A 12898-nucleotide genomic window follows, 5' to 3' on the forward strand; every position below is an offset into this window, starting at 1 on the left:
CGACTGGTGTACGCGCTTGTCGGTATCGAGGTTGCCGCCGCCGTGGCGGTGCTGTTCAAGCGCTGGCATACGGCCCGGCACGCGGCCGGACCGTACCCAAACTCGCGCGGAAACTGTGCGCGACTGACACCTCACCCGCAGACATAACCGCGTGGAAACGGCGTGCAATCGAAAGTTCAGAGCCGAGACTGTCGGGGATGAGCATACGAAGAGTATTGACCCGATCGTGAACTTCTCGGAGCGACGAATGCGTGCCACAAGCCCCCTGTGGCCGTTCTACGCTTCCGCCACGACAAAGCCGTCGACCTCAGTTTTGGGTGCTGGCTTCCGAGCAGGCAGTTTCAGCCGCTTCACTGCGCGGGAAAGGTCGGCACCGGAGATCTCCAAGCGCCGGGCGATCTCCGTGCTGGTCAGTGTGGAGTCGTTCCAGAGCTGCGCGGTAATTTCTGGATTGCATCGCAACTGCTGGGCGATCTCTCGTGGCCGAGGCAGGTCTAGGTGGTATGCCCACCTGCCAACTGAACGCACGGGGCGGCCGAGGCGCCGGGAGAGTTCGGCGTCGGTAACAGCTGGGGTGTACCACAACCTGCGCAACAGATCTTCGTCGAGCTCTTCGTCGCTGCGGCCGGGCCCGTAGAACGATCGTTCGAGATCTGTCGTCACCAGGTCCAGTACGCCGTCGGACCATCGCGAAAAAGTCCAAGCGCGCTCACCAGCGGGCTTTCGTTGAACTATGACCGCGTCGGGGACCGTCCGATGGCCGAGAAAGTAGAGGCGGACCCCCGATGTGCCGACGCAATACATGGTGCTGATGTCGTCGCTGTTGACGACGGTTGTTTCCAGGGATACATCTTCGTACTCGACGAACAGGCTTCCGTCGTCTCTCATCTGGATCTGTGGCGCAGAATCTCCCATGGCTGTCGTGAGAAATTCCTGAGCACTAACTCTTTGTTTCTCTTGGTAGTCGAGGGACATGGACATATGGAATCACGGTGACCCGAAGGATCCCGGCGACGCGCTGACGTGCACCTCGCTGGTGAATGGTCAGCCCGACGGCCGACTGGCGAACGGTTGAGTGCCGACCTGGGCATGGTGTGAGGCAGGGCCCGTCGAGCGGATTTGCTCGACGGGCCCTGCCTCACAGCGGTATCCAGTGTTGTCGAGGTGGTGGACTAACTCGCGAGGGGAGCCGCGGTGAGTGCGAGGCGTCGGTCGCGGCGCGTGGGTTGCTCATCCTCGCGGGCATTTTCGACCATGTAGGCCAAATTGTCCCAGGAACGAGCCAACCGAGTCAGGTCGATATCGGAGTGGGGGCAGGTGGCCTCCAGCAGATGCCGTACGCGCACACCGGCTTTGGTGATGTCGGAAAGGACTGTGCCGACGCCTACAGCGGCCGGGGCATGTGTACTGACCCATTCGTCGACTTCTGCGATGAGGCGCGCGTGCCGCTTGCCGGAGTCGGTCTTTGAGTTGCAATGCAACTGGTCCAGGTTCCGTGCCATCTGGGTCAGCGGATGATCGGCTGGCCCGGCGGAATCAGTGCCCCAGAACACGGGCAGCAGTTCTCGCCAGGAGGGCAACACCGATAGGTCGGTTTCCTTACTCATCGTCTTCTCCTCGTGGTTCGTGACGCTATGGGAGGTTCTTCGCTGAGCGCTGGATCATCGCGATCCCGCCGTCGGTAGACCACCAGCGGCAAGTCCAAGTGCCTCAGCCGACGTCAGGCCTATCGCCTGTGCCCACTGGCTGACCTCAGGCCGGTCAGGCGCAGCCGCGATGCGCATCGCCGCGATTGCTTGAGCCTCGGTCAGCGGGCGGCCGGGCAGGAAGTCCACCGCCCATCTGTCGCAGCCGACATACCGTGCGAAATGCGGTGATTGGTCGCTCGAGATGCGGAACTGGTCGACCTGCACAGTGGGTACGAGGTCCTCGGGCGGCGCGAAGGCGAGTGTCTGGGGCCGTGGACCCCACCACCGATTCGGCATCAATCGGTGTAGCAGCGGCTCCATCGCTGCTCCTTTCCCTGAATTACCTCATCGCTCTCGAAACGAGAACACTTCACTGAAGTGAGTCAATCAGAGTCACCTAGTTGAGTCAATGGTTGAGCAGTTGACATAGGTGACTCATGGAGAACTACTCTTATTCTCGTGAGCACCCAACCCGGACGGCCCAGCTACCGGTACCTGCAGATCGCCGAGGATCTCCGCACCCGGATCGCCGACGGCCGCTTCGGCCCCGGCAGCCAGATCCCCACCAAGGCATCGCTGATGAAGGACTGGAACGTAGCGCTGGGCACCGTGGATCGCGCCCTGGACGAACTCAGGGAGCAAGGCCTGATCGAAACCTTGCAGGGCCGCGGGTCATTCGTGTGCGCTGTACCGGAACGCGAACCCGTCGACGACGAGACCGCCCAGCTACGCCAGCGCATCGCGGTGCTCGAAGGACGCCTCGAGGCAGTCGAAGCCCAGATGATGGACGTATACGCCAACTTAGGGCTGGCCTATCCCATCCCGGTATCCGGTAACAGGATCGAGGAGGCGCGTTGAGCGTGCACCGCCTGCCCCCGGGGCCCGGGAACGTCACCGATCTACACACCCGCCGGTCGAGCTACCACCCCGACTACGCCGCACTGGCGAGGAACCGGGTCGCACTCGCCCGATCGTCGGCCGGGCTATCGCCAACCGCGTTCGCTGAGGCACTCAGTACGCTGCTGGCCCGACCCATCAAGGCAGGCCATGTCATCTCCTGGGAGAACAACACGACACCTCCCGGCGATGTCCTGATCGCCGTCGGCGCACTGGCGCCTTTGACAGGTGCTCGTCTCGGAATCCGTTCACACAAGTTCATCGCCGCGCAGATCAGCCACGCCTCAGCAGAACGCCTCAGCCGCGAACTCGGCATGGAACACGTCGTCGGCTATCTCGGCAAGACCTCCTGCTGGACTGCGCCGGTGGACACCGAGGCCGACCAGGGCACCCTCACGGTGTGGCCGTGGGGGACAGTGATCATCCACCTGGTCCAAGACCTCGATGTCCCCAACATCACCACCCTCGCCCTGTGGCGCTACCAGTCCTACGAGACCAACCTCGCATGGGCGAGTACCTACCTGAGTGAACTCACCAGCTCCGAGGTCCACGCCACCTACGTGCTCAGCCTGTACTGGGTATACGCAGCGCCATGGGTCGGTGCCACCCTCGACGCCGGGCTGCGCCTGATCTGCGCACCGCGGGTATTGGTCGACCGCGACATGACCGACACCGCCGCCGCCCAGGTCACCGGCGAACGCGCCGAGCAGGAACTACTCGCCGCCGGATATCAACCCACCGACATGAAAGAGTTCGGAACACCGGGAGTTTCCAGCGCCTGGGCGAGCTGGTCAGGAGTCGCCTACCACCCCCACGACCCGTTGCGGGCACTGCCCGAAGAAGACCTCGTCAACTTCGAGATCGGTCTGCAAGCCATCTGGTCCTACACCGCACACCTCAACGATCAGATCGAAAGCGGACACCCGCTACAGACCTGCCCGAACTACGGCTACGGATTTCTGCGCGGCGCCCGATCGCTGCTACTCACCCCCCGCCCGCAAGAAACCGGCCAACATCAGCAGATGCGCGAAGCGATCGTGTCCTCGAGTGGATTGCCGGGGAAATTGAGCTTGGCAATGGAAGCCCTCAAGGAAGCAGGCTCGTGACCTTCAACCCAGCCACCACCGTTCTTCTGGTCGTCGACGCACAGCGCGGGTTCGTCAACGAGCACTCCGCGCCGGCAGTCCCGGTCATTGCCGACCTGGCTACACGATGGGCGAGCATCGCCCGTCCGACGATCTTCACCCGGTACTTCAACTACCCCGGTTCGCCGTGGGAGACCTTGATCGGATGGCACGCGCTCTACGGACCTCCGGAGACCGACATCGTCCCCGAGTTGATCCCGCTCACCACCGGTGCCCATGCCCACACCCTCGACAAGACGGTCTACACAGCGCTGACCGCCGACGGCTTGGCCTTGATCAAACAGTTCGGCGCCACGGATCTGATCATCTGCGGAATCGCAACCGACGCCTGCGTCCTCAAGAGCGCACTCGACGCCTTCGAACACGGATTCGTCCCCTGGGTGGTACGGGATGCTGTGGCGTCCAACGCCACTCGGCACCCCGCACAGCAAGTCCACGACTCGGCGTTGATGCACATCTCGCGGTTGGTCGGTGCGCGACAGCTCATCGATGCCAGCGACGTCCGCGACGTCATCGACAATGCCACCACCACTTAGTCTTTCGCGGTCCTACCACCGGCCCTGCCAGCCGAGCGCGGCGATACGGCGGCGCTGGTAGTCGCTGTCGATCGTGGCCGGTAGCGCGGGGACATCGAAGGCGTCAGCGATCGTGTCCAAATGTGGAACGAGCCCGGTATACCGGGCAGCCAGTTCGCTGCGGAGATCGTCGCTGGCGGTAAGGCCACCGTGGGCCAGGAACCACGCGGCGTCGGCGTCGATGCGCTCCAGGATGTACACCGCGGCAAGCTCTTCAGCGACCGCTCGGCTGGCCGGGTCGCGCAGCCGGGCGGCCGCGGCGACCATCGCGTCTGCGGCGAGACGTTCGCTGATCACCTTGTAGGTGTCGATGGCGGTGGAATCGGGGCCGATGCTCGTGCTGCCGATACCCGCACCGGCCCTCACCGCGTCGACGACAACACGCTCCCGGGTCTGCAAAAGCGTGTGCCACTTCGACAAATGCTGTGCGGTATCAAGGATCTGCACGCGGGACAGATCCATGTGCACCGCCGCGCGCCCGCTCGCAACCAGCTGCGGTTGCCGACCAACCGCGCACCGCAGCGCATCGTTGGCACCCTCAGCGATCCAGATACCGGCGATACACGCCAGCCAGTCACCGAACATATTGTCTCCGAGTGCTGCCTGCGCGCCACACAAGGTGCCGACGTCGGTGAGCACCTGGTAGGCGGTGTCGGAGGCAAGGGGTTTGATCGCCATCACGAGTGCCTCGGTGGCCGGGTCAGGCGCAGAAACAGCGAATTGAGCGCGGGCGTAGTTGACCAGCGCAGTCGTCGCCGTCAAGCGCGCCGCCGCGGAGACAAGTTTGCGTTGCGCTTCATCACGGTCGGCCAGCGCGACGCCGTCGATGTCGCGCTGGCGGGCATAGCGCAAGGCCAGTACCCAGCCGGCGCGGGCGGCGGCCGCCGCGCCACCGGCGCAGGAAACCCGCCCAACCGACAACGCCGACGCCGAGCGTTTGAACCGGGCACCCCGGCGATCCAGCTCGCATACGAACGACCCTGAATCATCGAAGTAGGCCCAGTCCCCACCCAGCAGCGCATCGGCCGGCACCCGAAGATCATCGAAATAGAACGCGGCGTGATCAAGCGGAGCGGAGTGCCGGCTCGTCGGCAGTGTGCCGACCTCGACTCCGGCAGCGAGCCCATCGCGGCCGCGCAAACAGACCAGGATAGGAAAGACACCTTCGTCCACGCCATCGACAACCAACCTGGCCAGGACCACCACATGCTTCTGCACCCGGGGGTCCGCCAAATTAGGCATCAGCTTCACGCTGCCCTCATCGGGTGTGTGCACGCTCAGGTAGCGCCCTTCGCGATGCCACACTGCGACCGTGCCCAGATCCAAAACGTTGGTGCCATGCGCTATTTCGGTGGACGCGAAGACACCGACAGCATCACAGGTGTCGAGATCGCTCAGGCACTGCTGCTGGTAGGGGCTGGCGTTGCCCAGCGTCAGGATGGACTGAATGCCCAACGCCGAATGGCTCAGAAACTGTGCCGCACGCGGATATCGGACCATCGTCCAGTCATAAACCGCGGCCAGCAGTTCTGGATCGGAGGTGATGTCGATCCACGACCCGCCGAGCGCGGCACCGATCCGGCCCAGCTGCTCATAGCCGTAGTGCGCTTCAGCCGCGTCGGAACCACCCAGGCTCGGTGGCTCATCCATACCGAACAAGACATCGCGCACGCGGCACTGGGTGCGGTAGGTGTCGCCGAAGATGAACTGACGCAGCCCTGCACCGGCCGGACCAGGCGCCGATGCCGATCGAAGGATCCGTGATGGGGGAGCGGAGATTGCGGTCGTGAGGGTCACGCGATGGGCCTTCCGTGTTCGATCCGCACAACCGGGCGACGCCGATGCCGCCGTGGCAGGCGGCGACGAGGTCCGCGTCGTCCGTGTCCGTCGACCGCGAGGCGTCGCATATTGGTGAGCCACAGTCTTCGGCTCCCGCCTATTGGAACCGACGAAGCCACACGACGCGGACCCAGATCGGACGCCTGGTGGACGCACAGTGTGTGCCACAAGGCCCGACACCGCTGATCTCAACGTCCGCCGCGCGCCTCACCGGCCCAATGGTTCGGTACCTCTACCCCGAAGATCTCGCACAAATCCAAGAACCCATCGACCTGCACGCGTTCCAAGTCGCCCGGCGGGCTCTTCGAATTCCTCGCATACTCCAGGAATTCCAGGAAACCGCGTTCGATCACGTACTGGATGAAGACCAGCTGCCCATCGGTGAGGATGAAACTCCGGGTCGGTTCAGAGCTGGTCATCGCGAGGGGGCTGCCGGTCATGAGGTCTGATCGTAGGGGCAGTCGATGCCGCCGTCACCGTCTTGCCTCAACATTGGAGGAACCTGCAAAACTATGGAAAACACTGGAACGCAACGAGATTCAGGGCATGAGCCCTCTGCGCTGACCCGGCGCGGCGCGATGCGCACTTAGGCCGACCATCTCCAGGTAGAGGATCGCGAGTACGGCGCAAGCGGGCGCAGTAGGCCGCACCGAGTCGACGGTCGAACTACTCGGGATCGATGGGAACGAGCGTGGCAACAGGAGCCGGGAACTGATAACAGCCCGGCGCGTCCTTATCGATCGACTCGACGATCGCGTAGTCGCCTTCGACCGAAACGACTTCGAACACCGACACTCCACCAGCTACCAGCAACACCCGCGGACGCTTTGAAACCACCTCCGAACCCTATCTCGAGCGTGTGTCAAAAACCCGCAACGCTCGAATGCGCGTTCGACACGTGGAGCTTGATCATGAACCCAGCGACAGTTCACCAGATACGGGCGCCGCCGTGGCCGAGCACCTGACCCCGGCACCGACTGGCGTCGGCAGGGCAGAACAACCAGGATCGCAGCTATGCCAGGCGCGCAGCACGGTGAGGACAACTCCGCTCCCTCGACCGACGACCCCAGGGACGCGACATGGGGCGAGGTCTTCGGGCACTGTGGCGCTGCGGATGATCCCGCGACCGAAGAACAGCTGGCCGCGCGCCGCATTGCTGGTGACACGCTTCGCCACATTCGGATCGCCGCCAGAGTGCCCCTCGAAGAAGCGCCCGCGGTCACCGGGTTCAGCGAGACGCTGATCGACGATTGGGAGTCGGGGCGAGGGGTAGCCACCATCACCCAGGTTCGGGAACTGGCGTGTCGGTATGGAATTACTCCCGACGTACTCATCAACGGCATCCTCGAGCTCACCCGCCCAGCTGAGGGCCTGTGACGTCGATGCCATAACGGGCGCGCCCGGTGGCGGCACCGGAGGGCCGACTACCGGCTCGGTCCGCCGCCCCGACCCCGCAAGGCTCCGATAGTCCCGCACGGATTTCCTTACACGCCGGGCCGGGTTACCCTGAACAGCATGGACGACACGCGTGAGGTCAGCATCCAGGTGCCGGAGGAGGTCGCCGAGAGCCTGGAGAAACTTCGTGCCGCCGGTCGCATCTCCGACATTCCGGGTTTCGTCGCGGTGTCGGTCCAGGCGAGCCTGGACGCAGCTCAGAAGGAGTCGCTTGCCGCCATCGAGGCGGTGTCCGGAGGGCGACCACCAGTGGATCTGATCAACGCCGCCCTGGCCCGCCAAGGCCATCCACCCTTGCCCGACGAGGACGCCGATAGCCACCACGCCGGCGCCGCGTGAGCGATGCACTCAGCGGAGTGGTCTTCGACTACTCCGCGTTGAAAGCGTGGGCGTTTCAACTTCCCTATGTCCAAGCCACCGCGTGGGCGACCGTGCGCATCGGCAACACCATCGTGGTCCCGACGACCGCGCTGACCGTGGCACAGGGGGTTATCCCCGAGCAACGCCTCGACATCCTCGAAGTTCTGCTGAATCTGCCACACACCGTTATCGCCAACCTCGATCGTCAGGCCGCAGCAGCCCTAGCCGCGAGCCTGACCAGCCGCAGCGAAGCTGACATCGAGACGGAGCTGGCTGCTCGCCACGTCGTTCACGAAGCGGTCCGCCGGGGGTTCCAATGCGTGACCCACCGCGGAGATCTGCTGCGCACCTTCGACGACCGCGTGATCATCGATACCCTGCCCTGAGCGTCGTGGGGTGAGGTACCTGGGGGAATTCGGGGCTGTCGTTTCACCCGTTTGCGATCAGTCACGTCCGTGTTGGCGAACGACCTCCAGTGTGCCGCGCTCGTGGTCGAGCAGAACCCCCACAATCGGGTTTCGCTGGAGATCAAGGCTGCGCTGCGCCTCTTCCAGCTGCTCGCGCCTGATCTCAGCGCCGAGGTGTCGCGCCTCCTCCAAAGTCTTGTTCGCCCTCTCGATCAACCTGCGCACCCACTCAGCGCTGTTGCAATTCGCGGGGTCGTGTTCACCAGCCATAATTTGACGTTTCCTTACTCACGCCGCCGCGTCTGATGCGGCGGACACCGGGGCAGCTACCTCGAGGAACAGCTCGGGCGCCTTGGCGAAGTCCATCGGTAGCGCCTGGAGCATCTCCTTGTGCCCGTAGCGGACGCTGCAGAATTTGAACGGTCCTGCGGGATCGAGCAAGACGCGCATGTGGGGGTCGGCGCAAAAGAGCCACCAGTCGTTCAGCGCCTTGGGGTCCGGGTTTCGCATGGCGTGTTCGTAGGTTTGCCACAGCGTGCCAAGGCGTTCGAACCCCTCGCGGTGTCGCCACGGCTCCGGGCACCACGCTGTATCGCTCTTGTCGGTGACTTGGCGGGCGTAGGCGTGAGCCAGGAAGTCGCGCAGGAACCCGCCTAGCGACCGGTACTGCCACTGCTGGGCTGTGCCGTCTGCGGGGCAGCCGCACGTGGTGGCCAGCGGGTCGACTGGATTCGTTGTCTGTAGCGCATCGGCCTGTGCGGCGTGCGACCGGCACCCGTCGTCTGGATAACGGTCTGCCACCGCTGGCTGGATGTTGTCCGTTGGTAGGCCGCCTGGCACCCAATGATGCGCCGGATCCGGAGGGCACGAGATGGACGTGGCTACATGGTCTTCCGCCGGTGTACGCGCAAGGCCGGCACCGAGCACCGCACTCTTCGGTGTCGATAGACGTGGGGGGTGTCCGAGGGTGGTCTCCCAGGCATACCGCGGGGGTTGCTCAAAACCGGGCGTCCACGCCAGTGGAGACGATGCCGCCGCCTTACCCAACGCAAGCTCATCCAGCGTTGCTAACATGCGATCATGTCAGCATCCTATTTCCGCAGTATGGTCCGCTGAGCTGCCGCCGATCTCGGACTGGCGCACAATGGAGTGGCCGTCGTTCACGGGGTGGGGAGGCCGACCTGGCTTGGATCGATATCGAGGCGTAGGCCCCGAAAAGCGCTGTGCCGCAGGGTATTTGTCCACTCGCGATAGGTCACTTCGGCCACATATTTCGGCGCAACCCAATGAGCGTGCTGCGCAATAGCATCCGGTGGTGCCACATCCAATGGCGATGTCGGGATGGCGATTTCGTGGAGCCGGGATTGCACCATGCGGCGAAGGGCCCTCGATCCGCCGCTGCCAACGCATCCGACGTAGGTGAGCGAGCCGTCGGGGGAGTGCCCGGCCAGAATCAAGGATCGAAAGAAATCGTTTCTTCCGTGGTGGGAAAGATATCCCACGATGACCGCATCCGTCGTTTTGCGGATGGGGTGTTTAAGCCAGTAGTGCGACCTGCCCGAAATGTAGGCGCTGTCAACGCGTTTGCTGACGATTCCTTCGATATGGTGCTCGGCCGCGACATCCAGCAGTGTTTGCGCAGGCATGGAAAGCCAATGCGGAGGCGTCACTACCGAGCGGCTTGCCAACCCCAGAGACTGCAACGCGGCGCGGCGTTCGAGGTAAGGTCGGCTCGTCAGATCAACGCCTTCCGAGCGCAGAACATCGAAAGCATAGAATTGGGCCGGAATCGTTTGCACCAGTTGCGGAATCGGCCGAGCGTGTAAGCGCCGTTGCAACAGACCGAATCGTGGCACACCATCTGAGTCAGGCGCCACTATCTCACCGTCGAGCAAGAGTTCACGTCCGTCTGCCAAGTCCGAAAGCGCTGTCACCAGTTCGGGAAACGACGCTGTAAGCTGGCGCTTGTTGCGACTATAAATCGTGCAGGACGATCCGCTTAGAGCAATGATCGCACGCGCGCCGTCCCACTTCATTTCCCGCGCCCACAGCTGGTCATCCTCTGGTGGTGGACCAGCGGTGGCGAGCATCGGTGCCGGAATTGACACAACACACAGCGTACCTCCAGCAAGTCCTTTTGAACGTGTTCGCCCGGGTGTGTGACACGCTGGCGCACGGACTGTCTACCAGCTCTGAAGCCAGGATTACGAAGAAAATCTCCGTGACTGTGGACGGCCTATGCATCCACAATGAGTGTTTTTGGCTAGTCTGTAGTTGTCCAAGGCTTCTAGTTCGAGTCAGGGAAGGTGCACACGCGATGGCCGCCAAATTCGAGCTGTTCACCGACAAGGCTGGACAGACCCGGTTCCACCTCGTAGCCGCTAACGGCGAAGTGATATGCGCCAGCCAAGGCTACGCCTCCAAAGCCGGTGCGGTAAAAGGAATCAACTCGGTCAAGACGAACGCCGCGACCGCTGAAATCGTAGACAACACAGGCAATTAGCGGAGCCCACCACCGAACTACACGAGCGGTCTGACGGCGCGAACTCGCCCTCATGTCTCGTCGTCGTCGGCCCCGCCGATAGCCGTCTCTGCGTCACACCGGAACACTCGGCATCAGGACGGTGTCGCGGGTGGTACCGCCCTGCGGGTTCAGTTTGTAGCGACCGCGCCCGATCGGGATCGACTTTCGTTGCACCTCGCTGCGATACCTGCCCCACAGTGTCTTTTCTGACCAGGTGACGTCCTGTAGGTCGCTCGGAGCCGACAGATCCGCACCGGACAAGTCGGTGTCGATCAGTACCGCGTGGGTCAGTACGGCGTGAGTCAAATTCGCCCCAGACAAGTCCGCCCTGGAAAGGTTCGCCCGGTACAAATAGGCGTTGCGCAGGTTCGCTCCCGGCATTGACGCCTCGGAGAGGTTCGCACTGTGCAGGTGCGCCCCGCACAGGTACGCACCTGCCAGCACTGCACCCGACAAATCCGTATCGGACAATTCCGCAGCGGACAAGATGGCACCTGAGAGGTCCGCCTCGGTGATGTTCGCACCTTGCAGGACGGCGTTGGACAACACCGTGCCAGTCATGCGGGCGCGGGAGAGGTTCGCACCGGCCAACCGCGCACCGCCGAGGTCGGCCCCGGTCAGATCGGCGCCGACGAGGATTGCGTCGGTCAGGTCCGCTCGTGCCAGATCGGCCCTGAACAGTGCGGCGCCGGAAAGGTCTGCCCCGTACAGGTTCGCCCCGCGCAAGCTGGTTCCGTCCAGGATGGTTCCCGACAGCTTGGCACCGATCAGATTGAGCTTCGACAGAACGACAGTGCTGAGATCCATGCCGGTGAAGTCGGCAGCCGCACCCTCGCTGTGACCAACCGGGCAGCCCGCAGGCATGACGACAACTGTCAGGAACTCGAAATCGTGTCGTGCACGTCGTGCTTGGTCGAGTTCGTCCCGCCTAGCGGCGCGGGCTGCCCGCCGGATCACGAGCTCTTTTTGGTACCGGCGCTCCCTTTTCTCGTGTTCTTCGGCTTCCCACCGGACTTCTTGCTGCCGCCAGATGTCTGCGAGGACGAGAAACATCAGTACACCGAGCGGAGCAGGCCACCACCCGCCTGTGGCGGCCAGCACCACGCTGGCGGCTATCAATCCCGACACCACCGATACCTTCGCGACTCGCATCCATGACAGCCAGGCCGCTGAGCGGCGCCACCGGGCGGTAGGACGTTCCTCGTCCATTGCCTGGCACAGTCGCGCCCACCCCGCCTCGACGTCTGGCTCACCGGCGTGCTCGGCGATGTGCAGGCGCAGGTTCTCGAAAGCCTGGCCGGCGGTGACTACTTCGACCGTGTTGTGTCGGTCTCGGTTATCGGTCATACCGTCACCTCTCCTATGCCGGGGGTCGACGAACTCTGTTGGTCGGTGTCGCCGAAGACGATTTCGTACCCGTCACGGCTCGCGCACGCTTTGAGTTTCTTGCGTGCGGACCACCGAAGCGTTCGTACTGTTTTCACCGTCGTTTCGAGTTCGTGGGCGATTTCGGCGTCCGAATGCCCGATACCACAGCCCAAGAAAGTAACTCGCCACTCGCCGTCGGTCAGCCTGGTCGACGCCAACTCGAAGAACCGCTGCATCACGTCGGCGTCGACGACGGTGTCGAGGGGGTCGGCACCGCACTCCGGCGCAGGATCGACAGGGACGTCGGTGTCGAGGTATGCCTGCCAAAAGACCAGCTTGCTGTCCCGGCGCCACGCGTCGATCACACAGTGCTTGGCAGCGGTGATCAACAGCTGTTGCAGCTCGGCGGTTTTCATCTGCTCGGCTTTCGCACCGTAGGTACGCCACACCCGCAAAAAGACCTCGTGGGTGAGGTCCTCGGCGTGCTGGATCCTTCCGCGTACGGCGTAGAGCAAATACCGTTGAACAGACAGATATTCCCGTCTGTAGAGGATTTCGAACTGCGCACGATCTGCCGACGGAGAGCGACGACCCCTCATATCACCTGCATTTCAGTGGCTGGTGGTGCGGTCGGTGCCCG

At 63.4% G+C, this 12898-nt stretch carries 17 protein-coding genes; 7 read left to right on the top strand and 10 right to left on the bottom strand.

What is annotated here, in order from left to right:
- Positions 1 to 276: 276 nt before the first annotated feature.
- Both IBX18_RS39670 and IBX18_RS39675 read right to left on the bottom strand, forming a co-directional pair.
- Positions 277 to 975: a hypothetical protein gene (locus tag IBX18_RS39670; RefSeq protein ID WP_194838559.1), complete on the bottom strand. Its 699-nt coding sequence runs from the start codon at positions 973 to 975 to the stop codon at positions 277 to 279.
- Between the two features lie 197 nt (positions 976 to 1172).
- The gene (locus IBX18_RS39675) at positions 1173 to 1607 is read right to left on the bottom strand and encodes a hypothetical protein (RefSeq protein WP_194838560.1); all 435 of its coding nucleotides are present in this window, start codon (positions 1605 to 1607) and stop codon (positions 1173 to 1175) included.
- Between the two features lie 540 nt (positions 1608 to 2147).
- Here IBX18_RS39675 and IBX18_RS39680 point away from each other — a divergent pair.
- The 3 genes from IBX18_RS39680 to IBX18_RS42650 are packed head-to-tail and all read left to right on the top strand — an operon-like array spanning position 2148 to position 4266.
- Positions 2148 to 2546, top strand: a complete 399-nt coding sequence (locus IBX18_RS39680) for a GntR family transcriptional regulator (protein ID WP_194838561.1) — start codon at positions 2148 to 2150, stop codon at positions 2544 to 2546.
- The gene (locus IBX18_RS42645; protein WP_228542512.1) at positions 2543 to 3691 is read left to right on the top strand and encodes a hypothetical protein; all 1149 of its coding nucleotides are present in this window, start codon (positions 2543 to 2545) and stop codon (positions 3689 to 3691) included. Before IBX18_RS39680 ends, IBX18_RS42645 begins: the two co-directional genes overlap by 4 nt.
- The gene (locus IBX18_RS42650) at positions 3688 to 4266 is read left to right on the top strand and encodes an isochorismatase family cysteine hydrolase (protein WP_306796605.1); all 579 of its coding nucleotides are present in this window, start codon (positions 3688 to 3690) and stop codon (positions 4264 to 4266) included. Before IBX18_RS42645 ends, IBX18_RS42650 begins: the two co-directional genes overlap by 4 nt.
- Positions 4267 to 4278: 12 nt before the next feature.
- Here IBX18_RS42650 and IBX18_RS39690 read toward each other — a convergent pair whose 3' ends face one another.
- The 3 genes from IBX18_RS39690 to IBX18_RS39700 form a co-directional block, all read right to left on the bottom strand.
- On the bottom strand, positions 4279 to 5955 hold the full coding sequence (locus IBX18_RS39690; protein ID WP_194838562.1) for an acyl-CoA dehydrogenase family protein: 1677 nt from the start codon (positions 5953 to 5955) through the stop codon (positions 4279 to 4281).
- A 377-nt stretch (positions 5956 to 6332) separates the two neighbouring features.
- Entirely contained in the window at positions 6333 to 6584 is a 252-nt protein-coding gene (locus tag IBX18_RS39695; protein ID WP_194838563.1) for a hypothetical protein, read from the bottom strand.
- Between the two features lie 226 nt (positions 6585 to 6810).
- Entirely contained in the window at positions 6811 to 6981 is a 171-nt protein-coding gene (locus IBX18_RS39700; protein WP_194838564.1) for a hypothetical protein, read from the bottom strand.
- Between the two features lie 177 nt (positions 6982 to 7158).
- Between IBX18_RS39700 and IBX18_RS39705 the strand changes: the two genes are divergently transcribed.
- The 3 genes from IBX18_RS39705 to IBX18_RS39715 all read left to right on the top strand — a co-directional run bounded on the left by IBX18_RS39705 (position 7159) and on the right by IBX18_RS39715 (position 8345).
- Positions 7159 to 7521 carry a helix-turn-helix domain-containing protein gene (locus IBX18_RS39705; protein WP_194838565.1) on the top strand — a complete coding sequence of 121 codons (363 nt, stop codon included), beginning with the start codon at positions 7159 to 7161 and terminating at the stop codon, positions 7519 to 7521.
- Positions 7522 to 7659: 138 nt separating this feature from the next.
- Positions 7660 to 7938, top strand: a complete 279-nt coding sequence (locus IBX18_RS39710) for a hypothetical protein (RefSeq protein ID WP_194838566.1) — start codon at positions 7660 to 7662, stop codon at positions 7936 to 7938.
- Positions 7935 to 8345 (top strand): hypothetical protein, encoded by a 411-nt coding sequence (locus IBX18_RS39715; RefSeq protein ID WP_194838567.1) that lies wholly within the window; start codon positions 7935 to 7937, stop codon positions 8343 to 8345. The genes IBX18_RS39710 and IBX18_RS39715 overlap by 4 nt, the downstream gene beginning before the upstream one ends.
- Before the next feature lie 57 nt (positions 8346 to 8402).
- Here IBX18_RS39715 and IBX18_RS39720 read toward each other — a convergent pair whose 3' ends face one another.
- The 3 genes from IBX18_RS39720 to ligD form a co-directional block, all read right to left on the bottom strand.
- The gene (locus tag IBX18_RS39720) at positions 8403 to 8636 is read right to left on the bottom strand and encodes a hypothetical protein (protein WP_194838568.1); all 234 of its coding nucleotides are present in this window, start codon (positions 8634 to 8636) and stop codon (positions 8403 to 8405) included.
- An 18-nt stretch (positions 8637 to 8654) separates the two neighbouring features.
- Positions 8655 to 9167, bottom strand: coding sequence for a DUF4913 domain-containing protein (locus IBX18_RS39725; protein ID WP_306796607.1), 513 nt, complete (start codon positions 9165 to 9167; stop codon positions 8655 to 8657).
- Positions 9168 to 9526: 359 nt separating this feature from the next.
- Positions 9527 to 10474 (bottom strand): non-homologous end-joining DNA ligase, encoded by a 948-nt coding sequence (gene ligD / locus IBX18_RS39730; RefSeq protein ID WP_306796608.1) that lies wholly within the window; start codon positions 10472 to 10474, stop codon positions 9527 to 9529.
- Positions 10475 to 10683: 209 nt separating this feature from the next.
- On the opposite strand from ligD, the gene IBX18_RS39735 reads away from it, so the two are divergent.
- Complete coding sequence (locus IBX18_RS39735; protein WP_194838570.1) at positions 10684 to 10869, top strand: DUF1508 domain-containing protein; 186 nt, start codon at positions 10684 to 10686, stop codon at positions 10867 to 10869.
- 93 nt (positions 10870 to 10962) lie between these two features.
- On the opposite strand, the gene IBX18_RS39740 is transcribed toward IBX18_RS39735, so the two are convergent.
- Together IBX18_RS39740 and IBX18_RS39745 are read right to left on the bottom strand one after the other, a co-directional pair.
- On the bottom strand, positions 10963 to 12237 hold the full coding sequence (locus IBX18_RS39740; RefSeq protein WP_194838571.1) for a pentapeptide repeat-containing protein: 1275 nt from the start codon (positions 12235 to 12237) through the stop codon (positions 10963 to 10965).
- Entirely contained in the window at positions 12234 to 12773 is a 540-nt protein-coding gene (locus IBX18_RS39745; RefSeq protein WP_194838572.1) for an RNA polymerase sigma factor, read from the bottom strand. Before IBX18_RS39745 ends, IBX18_RS39740 begins: the two co-directional genes overlap by 4 nt.
- Between the last annotated feature and the right edge of the window lie 125 nt (positions 12774 to 12898).

The organism is Nocardia sp. XZ_19_369 (assembly GCF_015355715.1).
GTDB lineage: Bacteria > Actinomycetota > Actinomycetes > Mycobacteriales > Mycobacteriaceae > Nocardia.

What these genes read in the sequence shown, in the direction of transcription:
- IBX18_RS39710 (WP_194838566.1), top strand. Translation starts at nt 7,660, where the DNA reads ATGGACGACACGCGTGAGGTCAGCATCCAGGTGCCGGAGGAGGTCGCC.
- IBX18_RS39735 (WP_194838570.1), top strand. Translation starts at nt 10,684, where the DNA reads ATGGCCGCCAAATTCGAGCTGTTCACCGACAAGGCTGGACAGACCCGG.
- IBX18_RS39675 (WP_194838560.1), bottom strand. Translation starts at nt 1,607, where the DNA reads ATGAGTAAGGAAACCGACCTATCGGTGTTGCCCTCCTGGCGAGAACTG.
- IBX18_RS39705 (WP_194838565.1), top strand. Translation starts at nt 7,159, where the DNA reads ATGCCAGGCGCGCAGCACGGTGAGGACAACTCCGCTCCCTCGACCGAC.
- IBX18_RS39720 (WP_194838568.1), bottom strand. Translation starts at nt 8,636, where the DNA reads ATGGCTGGTGAACACGACCCCGCGAATTGCAACAGCGCTGAGTGGGTG.
- IBX18_RS39740 (WP_194838571.1), bottom strand. Translation starts at nt 12,237, where the DNA reads ATGACCGATAACCGAGACCGACACAACACGGTCGAAGTAGTCACCGCC.
- IBX18_RS39670 (WP_194838559.1), bottom strand. Translation starts at nt 975, where the DNA reads ATGTCCCTCGACTACCAAGAGAAACAAAGAGTTAGTGCTCAGGAATTT.
- IBX18_RS39690 (WP_194838562.1), bottom strand. Translation starts at nt 5,955, where the DNA reads ATGGATGAGCCACCGAGCCTGGGTGGTTCCGACGCGGCTGAAGCGCAC.
- IBX18_RS39695 (WP_194838563.1), bottom strand. Translation starts at nt 6,584, where the DNA reads ATGACCGGCAGCCCCCTCGCGATGACCAGCTCTGAACCGACCCGGAGT.